Origin of the sequence: Prochlorococcus sp. MIT 1307, assembly GCF_034092395.1 — a bacterium.
Lineage (GTDB): Bacteria > Cyanobacteriota > Cyanobacteriia > PCC-6307 > Cyanobiaceae > AG-363-K07.
On sequence record NZ_CP139301.1, the window covers coordinates 971,993 to 985,873 of the forward strand.

At 43.1% G+C, this 13,881-nt stretch carries 13 protein-coding genes; 8 read left to right on the forward strand and 5 right to left on the reverse strand.

The genetic code is table 11. From position 1 onward, the window contains the following. Positions 1 to 139: 139 nt before the first annotated feature. Both SOI82_RS05065 and SOI82_RS05070 read left to right on the forward strand, forming a co-directional pair. On the forward strand, positions 140 to 883 hold the full coding sequence (locus SOI82_RS05065; RefSeq protein WP_320668334.1) for an ABC transporter ATP-binding protein: 744 nt from the start codon (positions 140 to 142) through the stop codon (positions 881 to 883). 5 nt (positions 884 to 888) lie between these two features. Continuing rightward, a complete protein-coding gene (locus tag SOI82_RS05070; RefSeq protein WP_320668274.1) occupies positions 889 to 1,746 on the forward strand; it encodes an MlaD family protein in 858 nt (285 codons plus the stop codon). 22 nt (positions 1,747 to 1,768) lie between these two features. On the opposite strand, the gene bchD is transcribed toward SOI82_RS05070, so the two are convergent. Then, complete coding sequence (gene bchD, locus SOI82_RS05075; protein ID WP_320668335.1) at positions 1,769 to 3,919, reverse strand: magnesium chelatase ATPase subunit D; 2,151 nt, start codon at positions 3,917 to 3,919, stop codon at positions 1,769 to 1,771. A gap of 48 nt (positions 3,920 to 3,967) precedes the next feature. On the opposite strand from bchD, the gene folK reads away from it, so the two are divergent. Next, positions 3,968 to 4,549 (forward strand): 2-amino-4-hydroxy-6-hydroxymethyldihydropteridine diphosphokinase, encoded by a 582-nt coding sequence (gene folK, locus SOI82_RS05080; protein WP_320668275.1) that lies wholly within the window; start codon positions 3,968 to 3,970, stop codon positions 4,547 to 4,549. Positions 4,550 to 4,616: 67 nt separating this feature from the next. Beyond that, on the forward strand, positions 4,617 to 5,177 hold the full coding sequence (locus tag SOI82_RS05085) for an NUDIX hydrolase (RefSeq protein ID WP_320668276.1): 561 nt from the start codon (positions 4,617 to 4,619) through the stop codon (positions 5,175 to 5,177). A gap of 72 nt (positions 5,178 to 5,249) precedes the next feature. Here SOI82_RS05085 and SOI82_RS05090 read toward each other — a convergent pair whose 3' ends face one another. Beyond that, positions 5,250 to 6,443: a DegT/DnrJ/EryC1/StrS family aminotransferase gene (locus tag SOI82_RS05090; RefSeq protein WP_320668277.1), complete on the reverse strand. Its 1,194-nt coding sequence runs from the start codon at positions 6,441 to 6,443 to the stop codon at positions 5,250 to 5,252. Positions 6,444 to 6,485: 42 nt separating this feature from the next. Further along, on the reverse strand, positions 6,486 to 7,118 hold the full coding sequence (locus SOI82_RS05095; RefSeq protein ID WP_320668278.1) for a thioredoxin family protein: 633 nt from the start codon (positions 7,116 to 7,118) through the stop codon (positions 6,486 to 6,488). Positions 7,119 to 7,243: 125 nt separating this feature from the next. Between SOI82_RS05095 and fabI the strand changes: the two genes are divergently transcribed. The 3 genes from fabI to SOI82_RS05110 all read left to right on the forward strand — a co-directional run bounded on the left by fabI (position 7,244) and on the right by SOI82_RS05110 (position 10,252). Then, positions 7,244 to 8,026, forward strand: coding sequence for an enoyl-ACP reductase FabI (gene fabI / locus SOI82_RS05100; protein WP_320668336.1), 783 nt, complete (start codon positions 7,244 to 7,246; stop codon positions 8,024 to 8,026). 36 nt (positions 8,027 to 8,062) lie between these two features. Further along, on the forward strand, positions 8,063 to 8,674 hold the full coding sequence (gene hisB / locus SOI82_RS05105; RefSeq protein WP_320668279.1) for an imidazoleglycerol-phosphate dehydratase HisB: 612 nt from the start codon (positions 8,063 to 8,065) through the stop codon (positions 8,672 to 8,674). An 84-nt stretch (positions 8,675 to 8,758) separates the two neighbouring features. Further along, positions 8,759 to 10,252 carry a carotenoid oxygenase family protein gene (locus tag SOI82_RS05110; RefSeq protein WP_320668280.1) on the forward strand — a complete coding sequence of 498 codons (1,494 nt, stop codon included), beginning with the start codon at positions 8,759 to 8,761 and terminating at the stop codon, positions 10,250 to 10,252. Between the two features lie 44 nt (positions 10,253 to 10,296). On the opposite strand, the gene rdgB is transcribed toward SOI82_RS05110, so the two are convergent. After that, a complete protein-coding gene (rdgB, locus tag SOI82_RS05115) occupies positions 10,297 to 10,899 on the reverse strand; it encodes an RdgB/HAM1 family non-canonical purine NTP pyrophosphatase (RefSeq protein WP_320668281.1) in 603 nt (200 codons plus the stop codon). Then, on the reverse strand, positions 10,892 to 12,352 hold the full coding sequence (locus SOI82_RS05120; RefSeq protein ID WP_320668282.1) for a phosphoglucomutase/phosphomannomutase family protein: 1,461 nt from the start codon (positions 12,350 to 12,352) through the stop codon (positions 10,892 to 10,894). The genes rdgB and SOI82_RS05120 overlap by 8 nt, the downstream gene beginning before the upstream one ends. A gap of 59 nt (positions 12,353 to 12,411) precedes the next feature. On the opposite strand from SOI82_RS05120, the gene SOI82_RS05125 reads away from it, so the two are divergent. Next, positions 12,412 to 13,875, forward strand: coding sequence for a TM0106 family RecB-like putative nuclease (locus SOI82_RS05125; RefSeq protein ID WP_320668283.1), 1,464 nt, complete (start codon positions 12,412 to 12,414; stop codon positions 13,873 to 13,875). Positions 13,876 to 13,881 lie beyond the last annotated feature (6 nt).

Sequence of the window (13,881 nt, forward strand, 5' to 3'; positions counted from 1 at the left end):
AGCTAGATCTAAGTCAGCCTTCAGAACTCTAAGTGTCCTTCCAAAATTGAACAGACAAGGCAATATGAGATAAATCAATGCGCTTTTAGGTTTTCTCGTGGCTCAACCCACAACAGTGGTCAAGATGCAAGACCTAACAATGCAGTGGGGAAATATCCAAGTGCTTAATGGATTGCACTTAGCAATGAAACCTGGGGAGCGTCTTGCAATAGTGGGGCCTTCAGGTTGTGGTAAATCAACAATTCTCAAACTTTTAGCTGGATTGATTTTGCCAACAACAGGTGAGCTTCAGTTATTTGGGAAAAGACAAAATTACCTCAGACTGGATCAGTTACAACCTCCAGATGTTCGATTAGTTTTTCAGAATCCTGCTCTTTTAGGTTCTTTAACAGTCGAAGAAAATGTAGGTTTTCTTCTCAAAAGAAAAGCGAAACTTCCAAAAGAAAATATTCGTAAACTTGTAGCAACCTCCCTAGAAGAAGTAGGCCTTTACGACATTGCAGATAAATTTCCAGGACAACTAAGTGGAGGCATGCAAAAACGCGTTAGTTTTGCTAGAGCTTTAATCAGTGAACCTTACAAAAAAAAAGATGCCATGCCTCTTCTTTTGTATGACGAGCCAACAGCAGGACTAGATCCAATAGCATGTACGAGGATCGAAGATTTAATAGTAAAAACAACAACCATTGCAGGTGGCTGTTCAATAGTTGTAAGCCATGTTCTTAGTACTGTTGAACGAACCGCAGCAAAGGTTTTGATGCTTTATGGAGGGAAGTTCCAATGGGCAGGATCAATCGAAGAATTCAGAGAAAGTAAAAATCCCTATGTAAATCAGTTTCGTACAGGTAGTCTTCAAGGACCAATGCAACCTGCAGATCATTGAATGCCATGAGACGCAGTGTTCGGGATGCCATTGTCGGATTATCAATAGTAGGAGGGATCATTGCGTTTGGAGGGATAATGCTTTGGCTTAGAGGGATTAAGTTGGGAGCCAATTCTTGGCAAATAAAAGCAAACTTCTCAGATGCAAGTGGACTCTCCGAACGTTCACCCGTTACATATAGAGGGATACTTGTTGGAGAAGTTGGAGCAATAGAAGTAAGGCCAGAAGCAGTTCAAGCAACAATAAAAATCGACAAACCAGATCTTTATTTACCTACTCCTGTGATAGCAAGAGTTGTCAAAAACTCTTTATTAGGTGGCGACGTGCAAGTTGCTTTAATAAGTAGTGGAAAATTACTTGGAATAAATAATACTTTGCCTGGAGATGAGAATTGCTTTAATTCACAAATACTTTGCAAAGACGATCTAATAAAGGGTGAGCCTTTAACAAGCATTTCAACACTTACTACAGAGCTTGAGCGTATAGTCAGAAAAGCTTCCCAAAAAGATATTATTCAAAACCTAGTCGATTCGACCAATCAATTTGACAAGACACAAAAAGAACTAGAAAGTCTCATAATTCAAACAAAAAAAGAAGTCAAAAGAGCACAGCCCATTATAACCGAACTTTCTGAAGCCAGCGCGCATATAAATAACATATTAGCCGCTATAGATGATCCTGAAACACTGAATGACATAAAGGAAACAGCAAGCAATGCTAGATCTTTGTCAAAAAAGATTGATACTATGGGGACTGAGGTAAATAAACTAATGGATGATGATGAATTGATGAATGCACTCAGAAGTGTAACTATTGGACTTGGGAAATTCTTTAATGAAGTTTACCCATCAAGCTCTAATTAATTGTTTCCCAGAAAATATCAAATTAATTAACTGTTCCAATAGCATCCATTGCAATTGCTGCTATTGCTTGATCGCTAGCCTTAGGGAGTTGCACATATTTCCCTCCTGCGGCTTCTGCCAACTCTTTACCCATCCCACTGCCAATAAACTTTCTTTCAGTGTCTATAACAAGAAGCTTAATCCCAAGACTCCTATACCGCGCTGACACATCAAGTACTTCTTGTTTTAAATCCACTGGCTCTTCTCCCTCAAGTTCAGGCTGGCCTAATGATTTACCTAAAGGTACATTTCCACGGCCATCAGTAATCGCAACAACGACAACTTGACCAAGGTCTCCAGTAGCTAATGCATTAGCTCCTACACGTGCTGCTTGGGTTAAGCCATGTGCCAGAGGGGAACCTCCGCCACATGGCATCGTCTCTAATCTTCTTTTGGCTGCAGTAATCGAGCGGGTTGGAGGCAATAAAACATCAGCCTGATCTCCTCTAAAAGGAATTAACGAAACTTCGTCTCTATTTTCATAAGCCTCTGTAAGAAGTCTAATAACTGCACCTTTCGCACTCTGCATGCGATTGAGTGCCATAGAGCCACTTGCATCCACCAAAAATATCACTAAAGCTCCTGCCTTCCTTTGCAAAAGCTTCGCTCTCAGGTCTCCTTCCTCAACAATAACTTTACGCTCTGGCTGTCGAGCACGTCTTGCTTTCTGGTAAGGAGCAGCAGCTCTCAAAGTAGCGTCTACGGCTATTCGGCGAACAGGGCCACGGGGAAGGACAGGTTTAACATAACGACCACGGCTGTCGCTCATCACCGCAGAGCGACTGCCACTGTTGCCACTTTTGGACTTGGCCGCAGAAAAAAGCAATAGGTCTGGATCGATAGCACAAGCTTCAGGATCAAGCATGAACTCTTCCGGGATGGGCGGTGATGCCTCCTGATCGGGAGTATCCTCTTCATCCTCTTCATCTTGATCAGTATCTTCTTCATCCAAAGAATCATCTTGACTTTGATCCTGAGGTGGTTGCTGTTCTTCAGGAGGAGGAGGCTCCATTTGTTCATCCTGTGGAGGCAATTGCAACGCACGAGGTGCAATAACAAGGCGAACTGCAACTTGCAAGTCCTCGGCATCAACTTGATCTCTCCCACTTAAAGCAGCATGTGCCTTTGCGACGCGAACCGCATAAAGCTCTGATCGATGCCCTTCTACATCTCCGCGAATAGCTTCAGTGACTAGATAGGTAATCTGATCTTGAGTGATTTCTACATCAGGCAGCCATTGCCTAGCCAACAACAACTGAGTTGCCAGTGCATCAGTATCTTCAGACCAAGTTTTTGCAAAGCTTTCACTGCCCTGACCATGAGCTAATGCCGCCTGAGTTATTTCGACCCTTTGCTCATTAGTAACTATCTGGTTAGCAGAAAGGACAATTGCAAACCGATCAAGCAAATGATCACGAACTGCACCTTCCTCAGGGTTATATGTAGCAATAAGGAGTGGCCGACATGGGTGACTCAGACTTAAGCCCTCTCGCTCAACACGATTCTCTCCAGCCCCTACTCCAGCAAGCATCAAATTAATTATCCCATCATCCAAAAGGTTCAGCTCATCAACATAGAGAACGCCTCGATGCGCTTCAGCCAAGAGCCCTGGTTGGAAAACTGGCGATCCGCTGGCCAAAGAGGCAGTGACATCTACTGCCCCAACAAGCCGATCTTCTGTAATTCCAAGAGGTACCTGAACAAAAGGCGAAGGAACAACTTTTGTCGGCAGGTCCTCATCTGCCCATTGCTCCTGACCTTGAAATTTTTGTGCAATTATTTGTTTTGTTCCTTCATCCCATTCTTGAGGGAGTTTTGGATCAAGGTTCAATCCAACAGGACGAAGGTGAGGCAAGTTTGTAGGCGATTGCTCTTCATAATCCAAATCCAAGATCTCTATTGGTGGCAACAAAGCATGTAACCCCCTAGCCAAGATTGATTTACCTGTGCCGCGTCCACCAGCAATAATCACCCCGCCCAGACCTGGATCCACGGCTGCCAGCATCAACGCCAACTTCAAAGTTCCATGCCCTGTAATTGCCGCCAATGGGAAGGCTCTATTAGCCATTCCCTGATCCACTCTTTCAGTCGGCCTTGAGGTGTCTTGAGGAGCGGCTGATCCGCTTGCAACCATGGATAGTTCCCAACTAATCAATTTCTCAACAGTCTGGCTGATCGGCTCATGATTAAACCGACCCAAAAGGATCAAATCACTCTTGCTGTCGCATTAGGTGCAAACGTTCCCAGTCCATTTGGACCTCCTACCTCAACGCTAATTGCTGTGAGGCCTCAATTAGAGAAAGTTATTTGTGACTGGCTATACACATCACTTGGCGAAAAAATAGATGAGGAGAAGAGTTCTACAGATTTGCGTTGGCGTTGGTCCCCATTATTTGAAACAGATCCAATGGGGGGACCTATAGGGCAATCTCCCTATATCAATGCAGTAGTTGTGGTAGATGGAACAAAGGTTTCTTCTTTAAAACCCACGCAAAAATCAGCACTTAATTTGTTAGAAAGATTCTTAGAAATTGAAACCTATTTTGGAAGAGACCGCAAAAATTGCACTATTCGCTGGGGGCCTCGCCCACTTGATTTAGACCTATTGGCATGGGGAACACTGCAAGTAAAACATGAACTCCTCACGCTTCCACATCCCCGTCTCACAGCAAGGAGCTTTGTGGTTGTCCCTCTAGGAGAAGCACTTAATCAAGGCGAAACCAAACCCAGTCGTCTTCCACCTCAGCTTGATTGGCCAGAGTGAGGTTCCCTCGATGAGTAACCATTTGCACCATTAGGAGCCATGCTGGTAGCTCATCACAAGCTTCTTTATGGCGCCATTGCCGCCTCCAGAACCATCGATCCTCTTAGAAACAAAGGATTCACTCACAATTAAAAAGATTCGATTTGACATAAATCGGATCAAACTGCCAATGGGGATAGAAACTAACTTCGGAATAATTCATCACCCTGGCGCAGCTATTGCAATACCTATCACAAATAATGGAGAGGTTGTTCTACTTCGCCAATATCGATTTGCTATTTCTAGAAGAATTTTAGAATTCCCAGCTGGGACATTAGAAGATGGGGAAGCTCCATTATTCTCAATGCAAAGAGAACTAGGGGAAGAAGCTGGTTATGCAGCTTCTCAATGGGATTTCCTAGGACAAATGACACCATGTCCAGGCTATTCAGACGAGATCATTCACATGTTTCTAGCTCGCGATCTCAGTGCATTAGAGGAAAGACCCGCTGGGGATGATGATGAGGACATTGAGGTCCTTCACATGTCAAAAGATAAATTAAATGAATACATAGAAAGTGGAGATGAGTTACTTGATGGAAAGAGCATCACAGCTTGGTATAGGGCCTGTCAATTCTTGAAAATATAAAAATAATTTAACATGCTCTTTTTAAGTCAATAAGAAGGTGAAGCCTAAATATCGAAGAGTAAATAATCAGCCTCAAGCAAGCAAGTTCTTTATTACTTTAATAACATAATTCTGTTCTTCAAAAGTAATTTCAGGGAAGATTGGAAGACTCAAAACTTCGCTGCAAAGCCTCTCTGTAATAGGCAAGCTCCCTGACGTGTATCCAAGCTCAGAGTATGCAGGTTGCAAATGAATAGGTATTGGGTAATATATAATAGTGTTAACACCATGATTACGAAGACTATTCTTTAACCAATCTCGACGATTTTGATTTTCAGGTGAATTAGAACTTCTCATCTCTTGATGACTAAACAATTTACTAGAAAGAGAGTCCTTCGAAGAAATGTCTTTCACACTTACAACAAATTGATTCCAAGCATGAAGCATATGAATTGTAGATTTCGTTGAAGGAAGTTCAACTCCAGGCAAATTATCTAGAGCATCTAAGTATCTTTTCGCTACAAGGTCCCTTTTCTTTACCCAATTAGCCAAGTGAGGCAACTTGACGTTCAAAACAGCGGCTTGTATTGCATCCAATCGGCTGTTATACCCAAGCTCAGTATGCAAATATCGCCGGGGCATTCCGTGAATAGCTAATTCGCGGATTCTTTGGGCAAGTTGACCATCTTGAGTTGAAATACATCCCCCATCTCCAGCAGCGCCCAAATTCTTTGTAGGAAAAAAACTAAAGCAGCCAATATCTCCCCAACTACCAACTGATCTTCCCTGCCATTTCGCACCGCATGCCTGGGCACAATCTTCAATGACTTTCAAGCCATTTTTCATAGCCAACGCCATTAGCTGCTCCATATCAACTGGGCAACCAAAGAGATGGACAGGCAAAATCGCTTTAGTCGCCGAATTAATTACTTTCTCAATCTGAGATAGGTCAATTAAATAATCCCTTGGATCTATCTCGACAAATATGGGCTTTGCACCTACAGCACTAATTGCCTCAGCAGTCGCAAAAAAACTAAAAGAACTTGTTATAACCTCATCTCCTGCTCCTATATCAAGCGCCCTCAGAGCAAGGACTAATGCGTCTGTACCACTATTACATCCCACTACATGGGGAACACCAATACTTGCAGCAAAAGACTCTTCAAATGTGTTTACTTCTTCCCCACCGATGTATTGACCACTTTGCAAAACCCTCAATAATGCTGAATTAAGATCATCTCCCAACAAGGAAATTTGTTTAGAAAGACTAAAGGGGGGAATCTGCATGCAAATAACCTTAGGACTTGCTTTAACAAGATTGTTGATTAATTAGCTCAATGTTCCACTAAACCAAAAAGGCTCTTCCCCTGGATGCCATTTGATATTGCATCCAATAGAAGGTGTTTGATCACATGAGACGTCCTTATCCTCCAATACTGCATCCAAAGCCAAGCGCAAATCATTTCCAGTCACGGGTGTTTTACTACCTGGACGGCTACCGTCTAACTGGCCTCGATAACGAAGCTGTTGCTGGTCAGCTTTAACAGGTGAAAAAAGAAAAAAATCAGGAGTACAAGCTGCGTTAAGCGCCTTAGCAAAGTTTTGATTTGTATCCAACAAATATGGGAACGTCCAACCTTGCTTCTGAGCTTGAGATGCAAGGTTCTCAGGTCCATCCTGAGGGTGAGTAATCAAACTATTGCTAGCAATTGCAAGCATTTGCACTCTATTGCCATAGTCATCATCCAACTTGGTAAGTTCTTCCTCAATATGCTTAACAAAGGGGCAATGTGAGCAAATAATCATCACCAAAACTGGCTTTAACTCAAGTAAAGTGTTGTTGATTTGATCTAACCCTCTTAGCCGAGCATTTCGAAAAAGAGGGGTTCCTTTTACAACAGCCAATTCAAACTCAGGAAGGGTAGTGCCCAAAGGCAGCATTGTCGAAAGGGTCTTGACCATGAGATTTAAAAGCAGACCTTCATCGTGGCTTAAATAATTAATTATTAGCGAGATTTGTGCATTTTTTAGAGGCTGTGCACCACATGGGAGAGAATCAAAGAAATAACTTCCATAATTCCATTCAGATGCTTCTAGACCTCAGCGGCAAGAAGATCCTCGTAACAGGCATCGCCAATAATCGCTCCATCGCCTGGGGCATTGCTCAACAATTACATGCTGCAGGCGCTGAAATTGGAGTCACTTATCTGCCAGATGATAAGGGACGTTTTGAATCCAAAGTAAGAGAGCTAACTGCACCACTAACCCCCAGCCTTTTTCTTCCACTAAATGTCCAAGACTCAACTCAGATAGAGGGGGTTTTCCAGGCAATAGAGAGCCAATGGGGTCAATTAGATGGCCTAGTGCATTGCCTTGCTTTTGCAGGCAAAGAAGAATTGATAGGTGATTACAGCGCCACAACTTCCGAAGGCTTTTCAAGGGCTTTGGAAATTAGCGCATACTCACTGGCACCCCTGTGCAAACATGCCAAACCCCTATTCAGTGAAGGAGCAGGTGTAGTCACACTGACCTATCTAGGTGCAGATAGGGCAATCCCTAACTACAACGTCATGGGAGTCGCAAAGGCAGCTCTCGAGGCATCAGTTCGCTATCTATCGGCGGAACTAGGCCCAGAAAAAAAAGTTCGAGTTAATGCTATAAGCGCTGGGCCAATAAGGACCTTGGCAAGCTCCGCTATCGGTGGCATCCTCGAGATGATCCATAACGTTGAAGAGAAAGCCCCATTACGTCGCACAGTGACCCAAAAAGAAGTCGGCAATACTGCAGCCTTTTTACTTAGTGATCTTGGGAGCGGTATCTCAGGACAAACTATTTATGTTGATGCAGGATATTGCATTAACGGAATGTAATTTGACTGTCATCATTACTTAATCTGTAATAGGAATATGACATCTCAAAGACTTGGAAATATCCATCGCAAAACTGGCGAAACTGACGTATTTATTCGTTTAGGACTTGATGGGAAAGGGCAATGCAATGTTGCCACTGACATTGCATTCCTTGATCACATGCTGCAGCAAATTTCTAGCCATGGATTACTAGACCTAGAAATCAAAGCCAAGGGAGATACGCATATAGATGATCATCACACCAATGAAGATGTTGGAATTGCATTTGGTCAAGCCCTCGCTCAAGCACTAGGCAGTCGTTCTGGGATTAAGCGTTTTGGCCATTTTGTTGCGCCACTGGATGAAGCTTTAGTGCAAGTTGTTCTTGATTGCTCTGGCAGACCGCACCTAAGCTATGGACTTGTAATTCCAACTCAAAAAATTGGAACTTATGACACCGAATTAGTCAAAGAGTTCTTCGGTGCAGTGGTGAACAATAGTGGCCTGACATTACATATTCGACAATTAGCTGGGTCTAATTCTCATCACATTGTCGAAGCATGCTTCAAGGCCTTCGCTAGAGCGCTAAGAATGGCAACGGAATTCGACCCTCGCAGATCAGGAACTGTACCTAGTAGCAAAGGTGTCTTAGAGCAAGCTGGTGTCTAAGGCTAAAAGTTCTATTACCAAAGTCATTCCCTCAATCCACCTCCTGTTTACGCGATTATTAATGATCCATGAAGTCAATCGCCTGTGTCTAAATCTGCCTTAAACCCTGCCACTACAAAGGTGACCAGGCATTTTGATCGACATGACTGGGCCAGTGGTTATTGCAATGTTGAAAAAGAGCTGAACAATGTCAGAGTTCAACCACTTAGAGGAACAATCCCTAAGGAACTTTGTGGATTCTTTTATCGCAATGGTCCAGGTCGCTTAGAGCGCAATGGTCAAAGAGTGCATCACCCATTTGATGGCGATGGAATGATCACCTCCTTACATTTCAAGGAAAGTCAATTAAAGCTAAGTAATCGCTTTGTGCAGACCGAAGGTTGGCAACAAGAAGAAGAGGCCGGAAAGTTCATCTATAGAGGCGTATTCGGAACACAAAAGCCAGGTGGTGCAATAGCAAATGCCTTTGACCTCCGTTTTAAAAACATTGCCAACACCCATGTCGTCAAGCTTGGAGACCAACTACTAGCTCTTTGGGAAGCAGCAGGACCACACGCACTTAACCCCATTACTCTTGAAACCTACGGACTTTCCAATCTCAATGGAGTCCTCAAAGAGGGAGAACCCTTTAGCGCACATCCTCGATTTGATCCTGGGCATCACGGAACTCGTCGAATGGTGACTTTTGGGGTAAAGACTGGTCCCAAAAGTACTGTTCGATTAATGGAGTTCGAAACAGAAGGGAAAAATGCTGGTCAACTTATAAGTAGTCGAAAAGACAGCTTTAATGGATTCTCATTTCTTCATGACTTCGCAATTACACCAAACTGGGCAATCTTTTTGCAAAATGCAATTTCATTCAACCCACTGCCATTCATACTTGGGCAAAAAGGAGCTGCCCAATGTTTGTCTTCAAAACCTGGTAGCAAAGGAAAATTCTTGCTTATTCCAAGAGATTGTGGAATTTTTGCAGGACAAGAACCTAGAAGTTTCGATGCTCCAGATGGATTTGTTTTCCACCATCTAAATGCATGGGAACAAAACAAGCAAATCGTAGTTGAAAGTATTCATTATCCGGATTTCCCAGAAGTAGGACCGCAGGACGATTTTCTTACAATGAACTTTGATCAAATCCCTGCAGGAATACTCTCACGTTGTGAGATAAATCTTGCTAGTAAACAAGTCATAACTACAAGATTTAGTGATCAATGTTGTGAATTTGCTACGACAAATCCTCTAAAGCAGGGACGTCATGCTCGCTATAGCTGGATGGCAATTGCAGAACGAAAAGAAGGGTATGCGCCACTGCAAGCTATAAAGAAACTTGATTTAGTAAATCTTGAGCAATCCATTTGGAGTGCTGCACCTAGAGGGTTTGTTAGTGAACCACTAATGATTCCAAGACCCAACTCTCACGTCGAAGATGAAGGATGGATATTGGTTTTAGTCTGGAATGGTTCACGCCGTGGAACAGATCTAGTAATACTAAATGCAAATAATCTCAAAGAAGAAGCTTTAATTGAACTACCTATTTCAATTCCACATGGGCTTCATGGAAGCTGGGTTAATGAATCCTAAGAATAGAAAAATAAGTTGCTGCTAATTAATAGTCTTAAACTTGGTCAAAGTTGAAGAAGGTTTGTTAAGCCTGGCTTAAGCAAAGCAAAGGCCCTACCTCTATGACTTAATAACTGTTTTTTTTCTATTCCCATTTCTGCAAAAGTTAACCCTGTATCTAAAACTTCAAATATTGGATCATAACCAAAACCTTTTGACCCTCTTGGTTTATTAGTGATCAATCCTTCACACCTCCCTTCCACCTCTAGCAAAATCTCATTGTTCGGGGAAGCAATGCAAATAGCAGAGCTAAAGTGAGCAGAGCGATTTTTACAAGTTTCCATTTCTCTGAGCAAACGACTAATTCGTCCTTCATCAGTACTGGCATATCGTGCTGAATGCACACCTGGAGCACCGGCCAAGTGATCCACGCTTAATCCAGAGTCATCTGCCAAAGAACATTTGCCAGTGGCATTTGCAACAGCCAGTGCCTTTAAACGTGCATTTTCAAGAAAAGTATTCCCTGTCTCTTCGACATGCAACCCCTCAGGCTGCCCATGAATAGTTAAAGGGAAATCAGCCAAAAGCCTTCTAAATTCATAGATCTTCCCAACATTTCCACTGGCAATAACCAGACAAGATTTCAAATATTTGGTTTGCTCATGCATTTTCGGCGAGTTGTTTTGCCCAGTGAAGTGCTTGATCAACTTTTTCTTTCGTAGGCGCCTCACAATAAATTCTTAAGAGAGGTTCAGTACCTGAAAACCTGAACATCACCCAATGCATTACATCTAGTCTGAGCTTCACACCATCAATCCTAATGACATCTTTTACTTGTTGCCCTAGAACATTGGAAGGAGGTGTGGCTTGAAGAAAAGCTTCTAAACGCTTTCTTATATCTAAATTTTTAAGCCGCAGATCGATACGTTCATAGTGACTTGCTCCAAAGCGGCCTTGAAGTTCATCTAATCTTTCGGCAAGGGTCTGCCTAGATTCAGTTAATGCCTCCAACAAAAGCAAGCAGGCAAACAATGCATCACGTTCGGGCAAATGACTACCAAAGCCAATACCTCCAGACTCTTCACCCCCTATAAGTACATCTTTAATAAGCATTTCAGAAGCAATGTACTTAAATCCAACTGGCAGCTCAAGGACTTCACGGCCTAAATCTTCTGCCACTAAACGCATCAAATCAGAACCACTAACAGTTTTTATGACACATCCTGGCAATTGTCTAACCCTTGCAAGGTGATCTATTAGAAGCGGAATAAGCAGCTGAGTACTACAAAACCTCCCCTTTTCATCAATAGCAGCGATTCGGTCACCATCTCCATCAAAAACAACTCCTAAAGCTGATTGCCCCTTTAAGGCCGATGCTTTCACACGCTCAATAAGCTTTTTTAAATATGGAGCTAGAGGCTCAGGAGGATTTCCACCAAATAAAGGGTCACGTTCTCCTCGGATTTCAGAGACAAGTTGATTCCGATCTGCCTCCAAAAGCTCGGCTATACAACCTGCAGCAGATCCATGCATTGGATCAACAATAACTTTCAGCCCCATTGCCTTAAGCCCCCTGGTCAATGAAGAAATATCTGCTTTTTTTCGTAGCCCATCTAGGTGCTCTTTTCGTCCATCAAATCTTTGAGTCTTCCCCTCAATAGGAGTCGTAATACCTCCCACAGAGAGTCTCTTCTCAACAGCCTCAGTAAAATCTCCTTCTACTGAACCACCCAGAGGCCCTTTAATCTTCAATCCAAGCCATTCAGGTGGATTATGACTAGCAGTTATGACCAATGCACCCAAAGCCTGATATTTGACGACTGCCCAACTGCAAGACGGAGTAGGGACTGGCGTTGTAGTTAGCAGGGGGTCTAAATCACAGCCTCTTACAGCAGAAGCAATGGCCTCTGCAAATTCAGATGCCAGGAACCGATGATCATATCCAATTACAATCACTCGGCTCTTTAAACCTAGGGGTGCTCGAAAGGCCAACTCTCGTGCAGCAGCAGCAGCAACAATTAGAAGCCTCTCAAGGGTGATATCAACCCCTAAAACCCCGCGCCATCCATCCGTCCCAAATTTAATAGGCGAGGCATATAGCCGCAGTGGGTTTTTTTCCATGACTAAGGGTTAGATGAGCTTGAAGTAAAAGGCAAGGAACTTAACGTCGAGATATGGATATGAACTTTCAAAGCTCGAATATCATTACTGATCGTTTGTTGCGAAGTTGGGTTCGCTGCAAGCGCAAAGCTTGGCTGGATCGATTTGGTAATCAAACAAAACGAGTTTGGTCTGCTCATAGGGCTCTTCAGTTAGATCACCAGCAAAGGTGCTTAGCTGAACTACTGCCCATGAAAGCTGGGAAAGGATTAAGGGCGTGTCAACAGGGCAAGAAAGGAGTCATAGGCTTGCGACTAAAAGGTGTAGGGCCATCAGGTGAATTGTTAGAAGCACATCCCCCATTACTTGAACGAATGGGAGGAGAGTGTAAATGGGGAAAATATGTTTATAGACCAGTCCTGACTCGGCAAGGGCGAAAAATCACACGAGAGCACCGCCTAACTTTGTGCTTTGTTGGCCTATTACTAGAGCAAGTTCAAAAAGCATCAGTCACTCAAGGAGTAATTGTTTCAAAAGCAGGCGAATATCTAGAGCGACAAACAATTTCATTATCTGAAAAGCTGCAAGATCAACTCAAGGTTGCTCTTATCAAGCTAAATGCAGATCTGAAAAGGGATGAAATCCCACAAATCACATCAGATCGCCGCAAATGCTCGCTTTGCTCATGGAGAGGAATTTGCAACAACGAAGCATCTGAACAAGGTCAATTAAGTGAAATAAGTGGGATAGGGGCTAAGCGAGAACAAATGTTGCAAGAACTTGGCATCAACAAACTTCAGGACTTAGCAAAAACCAATCCTCAAGTACTTAGCAAAAGTCTTAACCGTTTTGGAGAACAACATGCGGCAATTGCCCATCAACTTGTAGCTCAAGCAGAAGCACAACACACTGGAAAGGAAAAAAGATTATCTAGACTTCAAGCCTTACCAGAGCTTATTAATGCTCCTGGTGTGTTGTTGTACGACATAGAGGCCGATCCAGACAATCATGATGACTTCCTTCATGGATTTGTTCGCTTAAACCGAAGAAATAATGGAGAGTGGGACTTACAAGCCGCCAAATACCAACCAATCCTTACGCTCAGTGACCATGGAGAAGATATTTGCTGGAAAAGAATTAACCGCAAACTGGCCTTTTTCAAAGACTGGCCCATTCTTCATTATGGTGAAACTGAATCTAGAAGCATTTTGAGCCTAGCCAAAAGGCAAGGCGCGCAAGACATTGAACTGAAGGAACTGAGAAAGCGTTTTATCGACATCCATGCTCGTTTAAGACTCTACTGGCTCCTGCCATTAAATAGCTATGGATTAAAAACAGTCGCGAGTTGGACAAATTTCCAATGGAGTCATGCAGGAGCAGAAGGTGCAAGGGCACTGATGTGGTGGAGACAATGGAAAGGGGCCGGAGACAAAAAAAGAGGCCATATAAATGCCTTGAAATGGCTACTTAAATACAACCATGACGATTGCCTCGCAACTTGGTCAGTTGCATCATGGCTTTTAAAGCAAGACTCTTTTGATTAAAAAAAG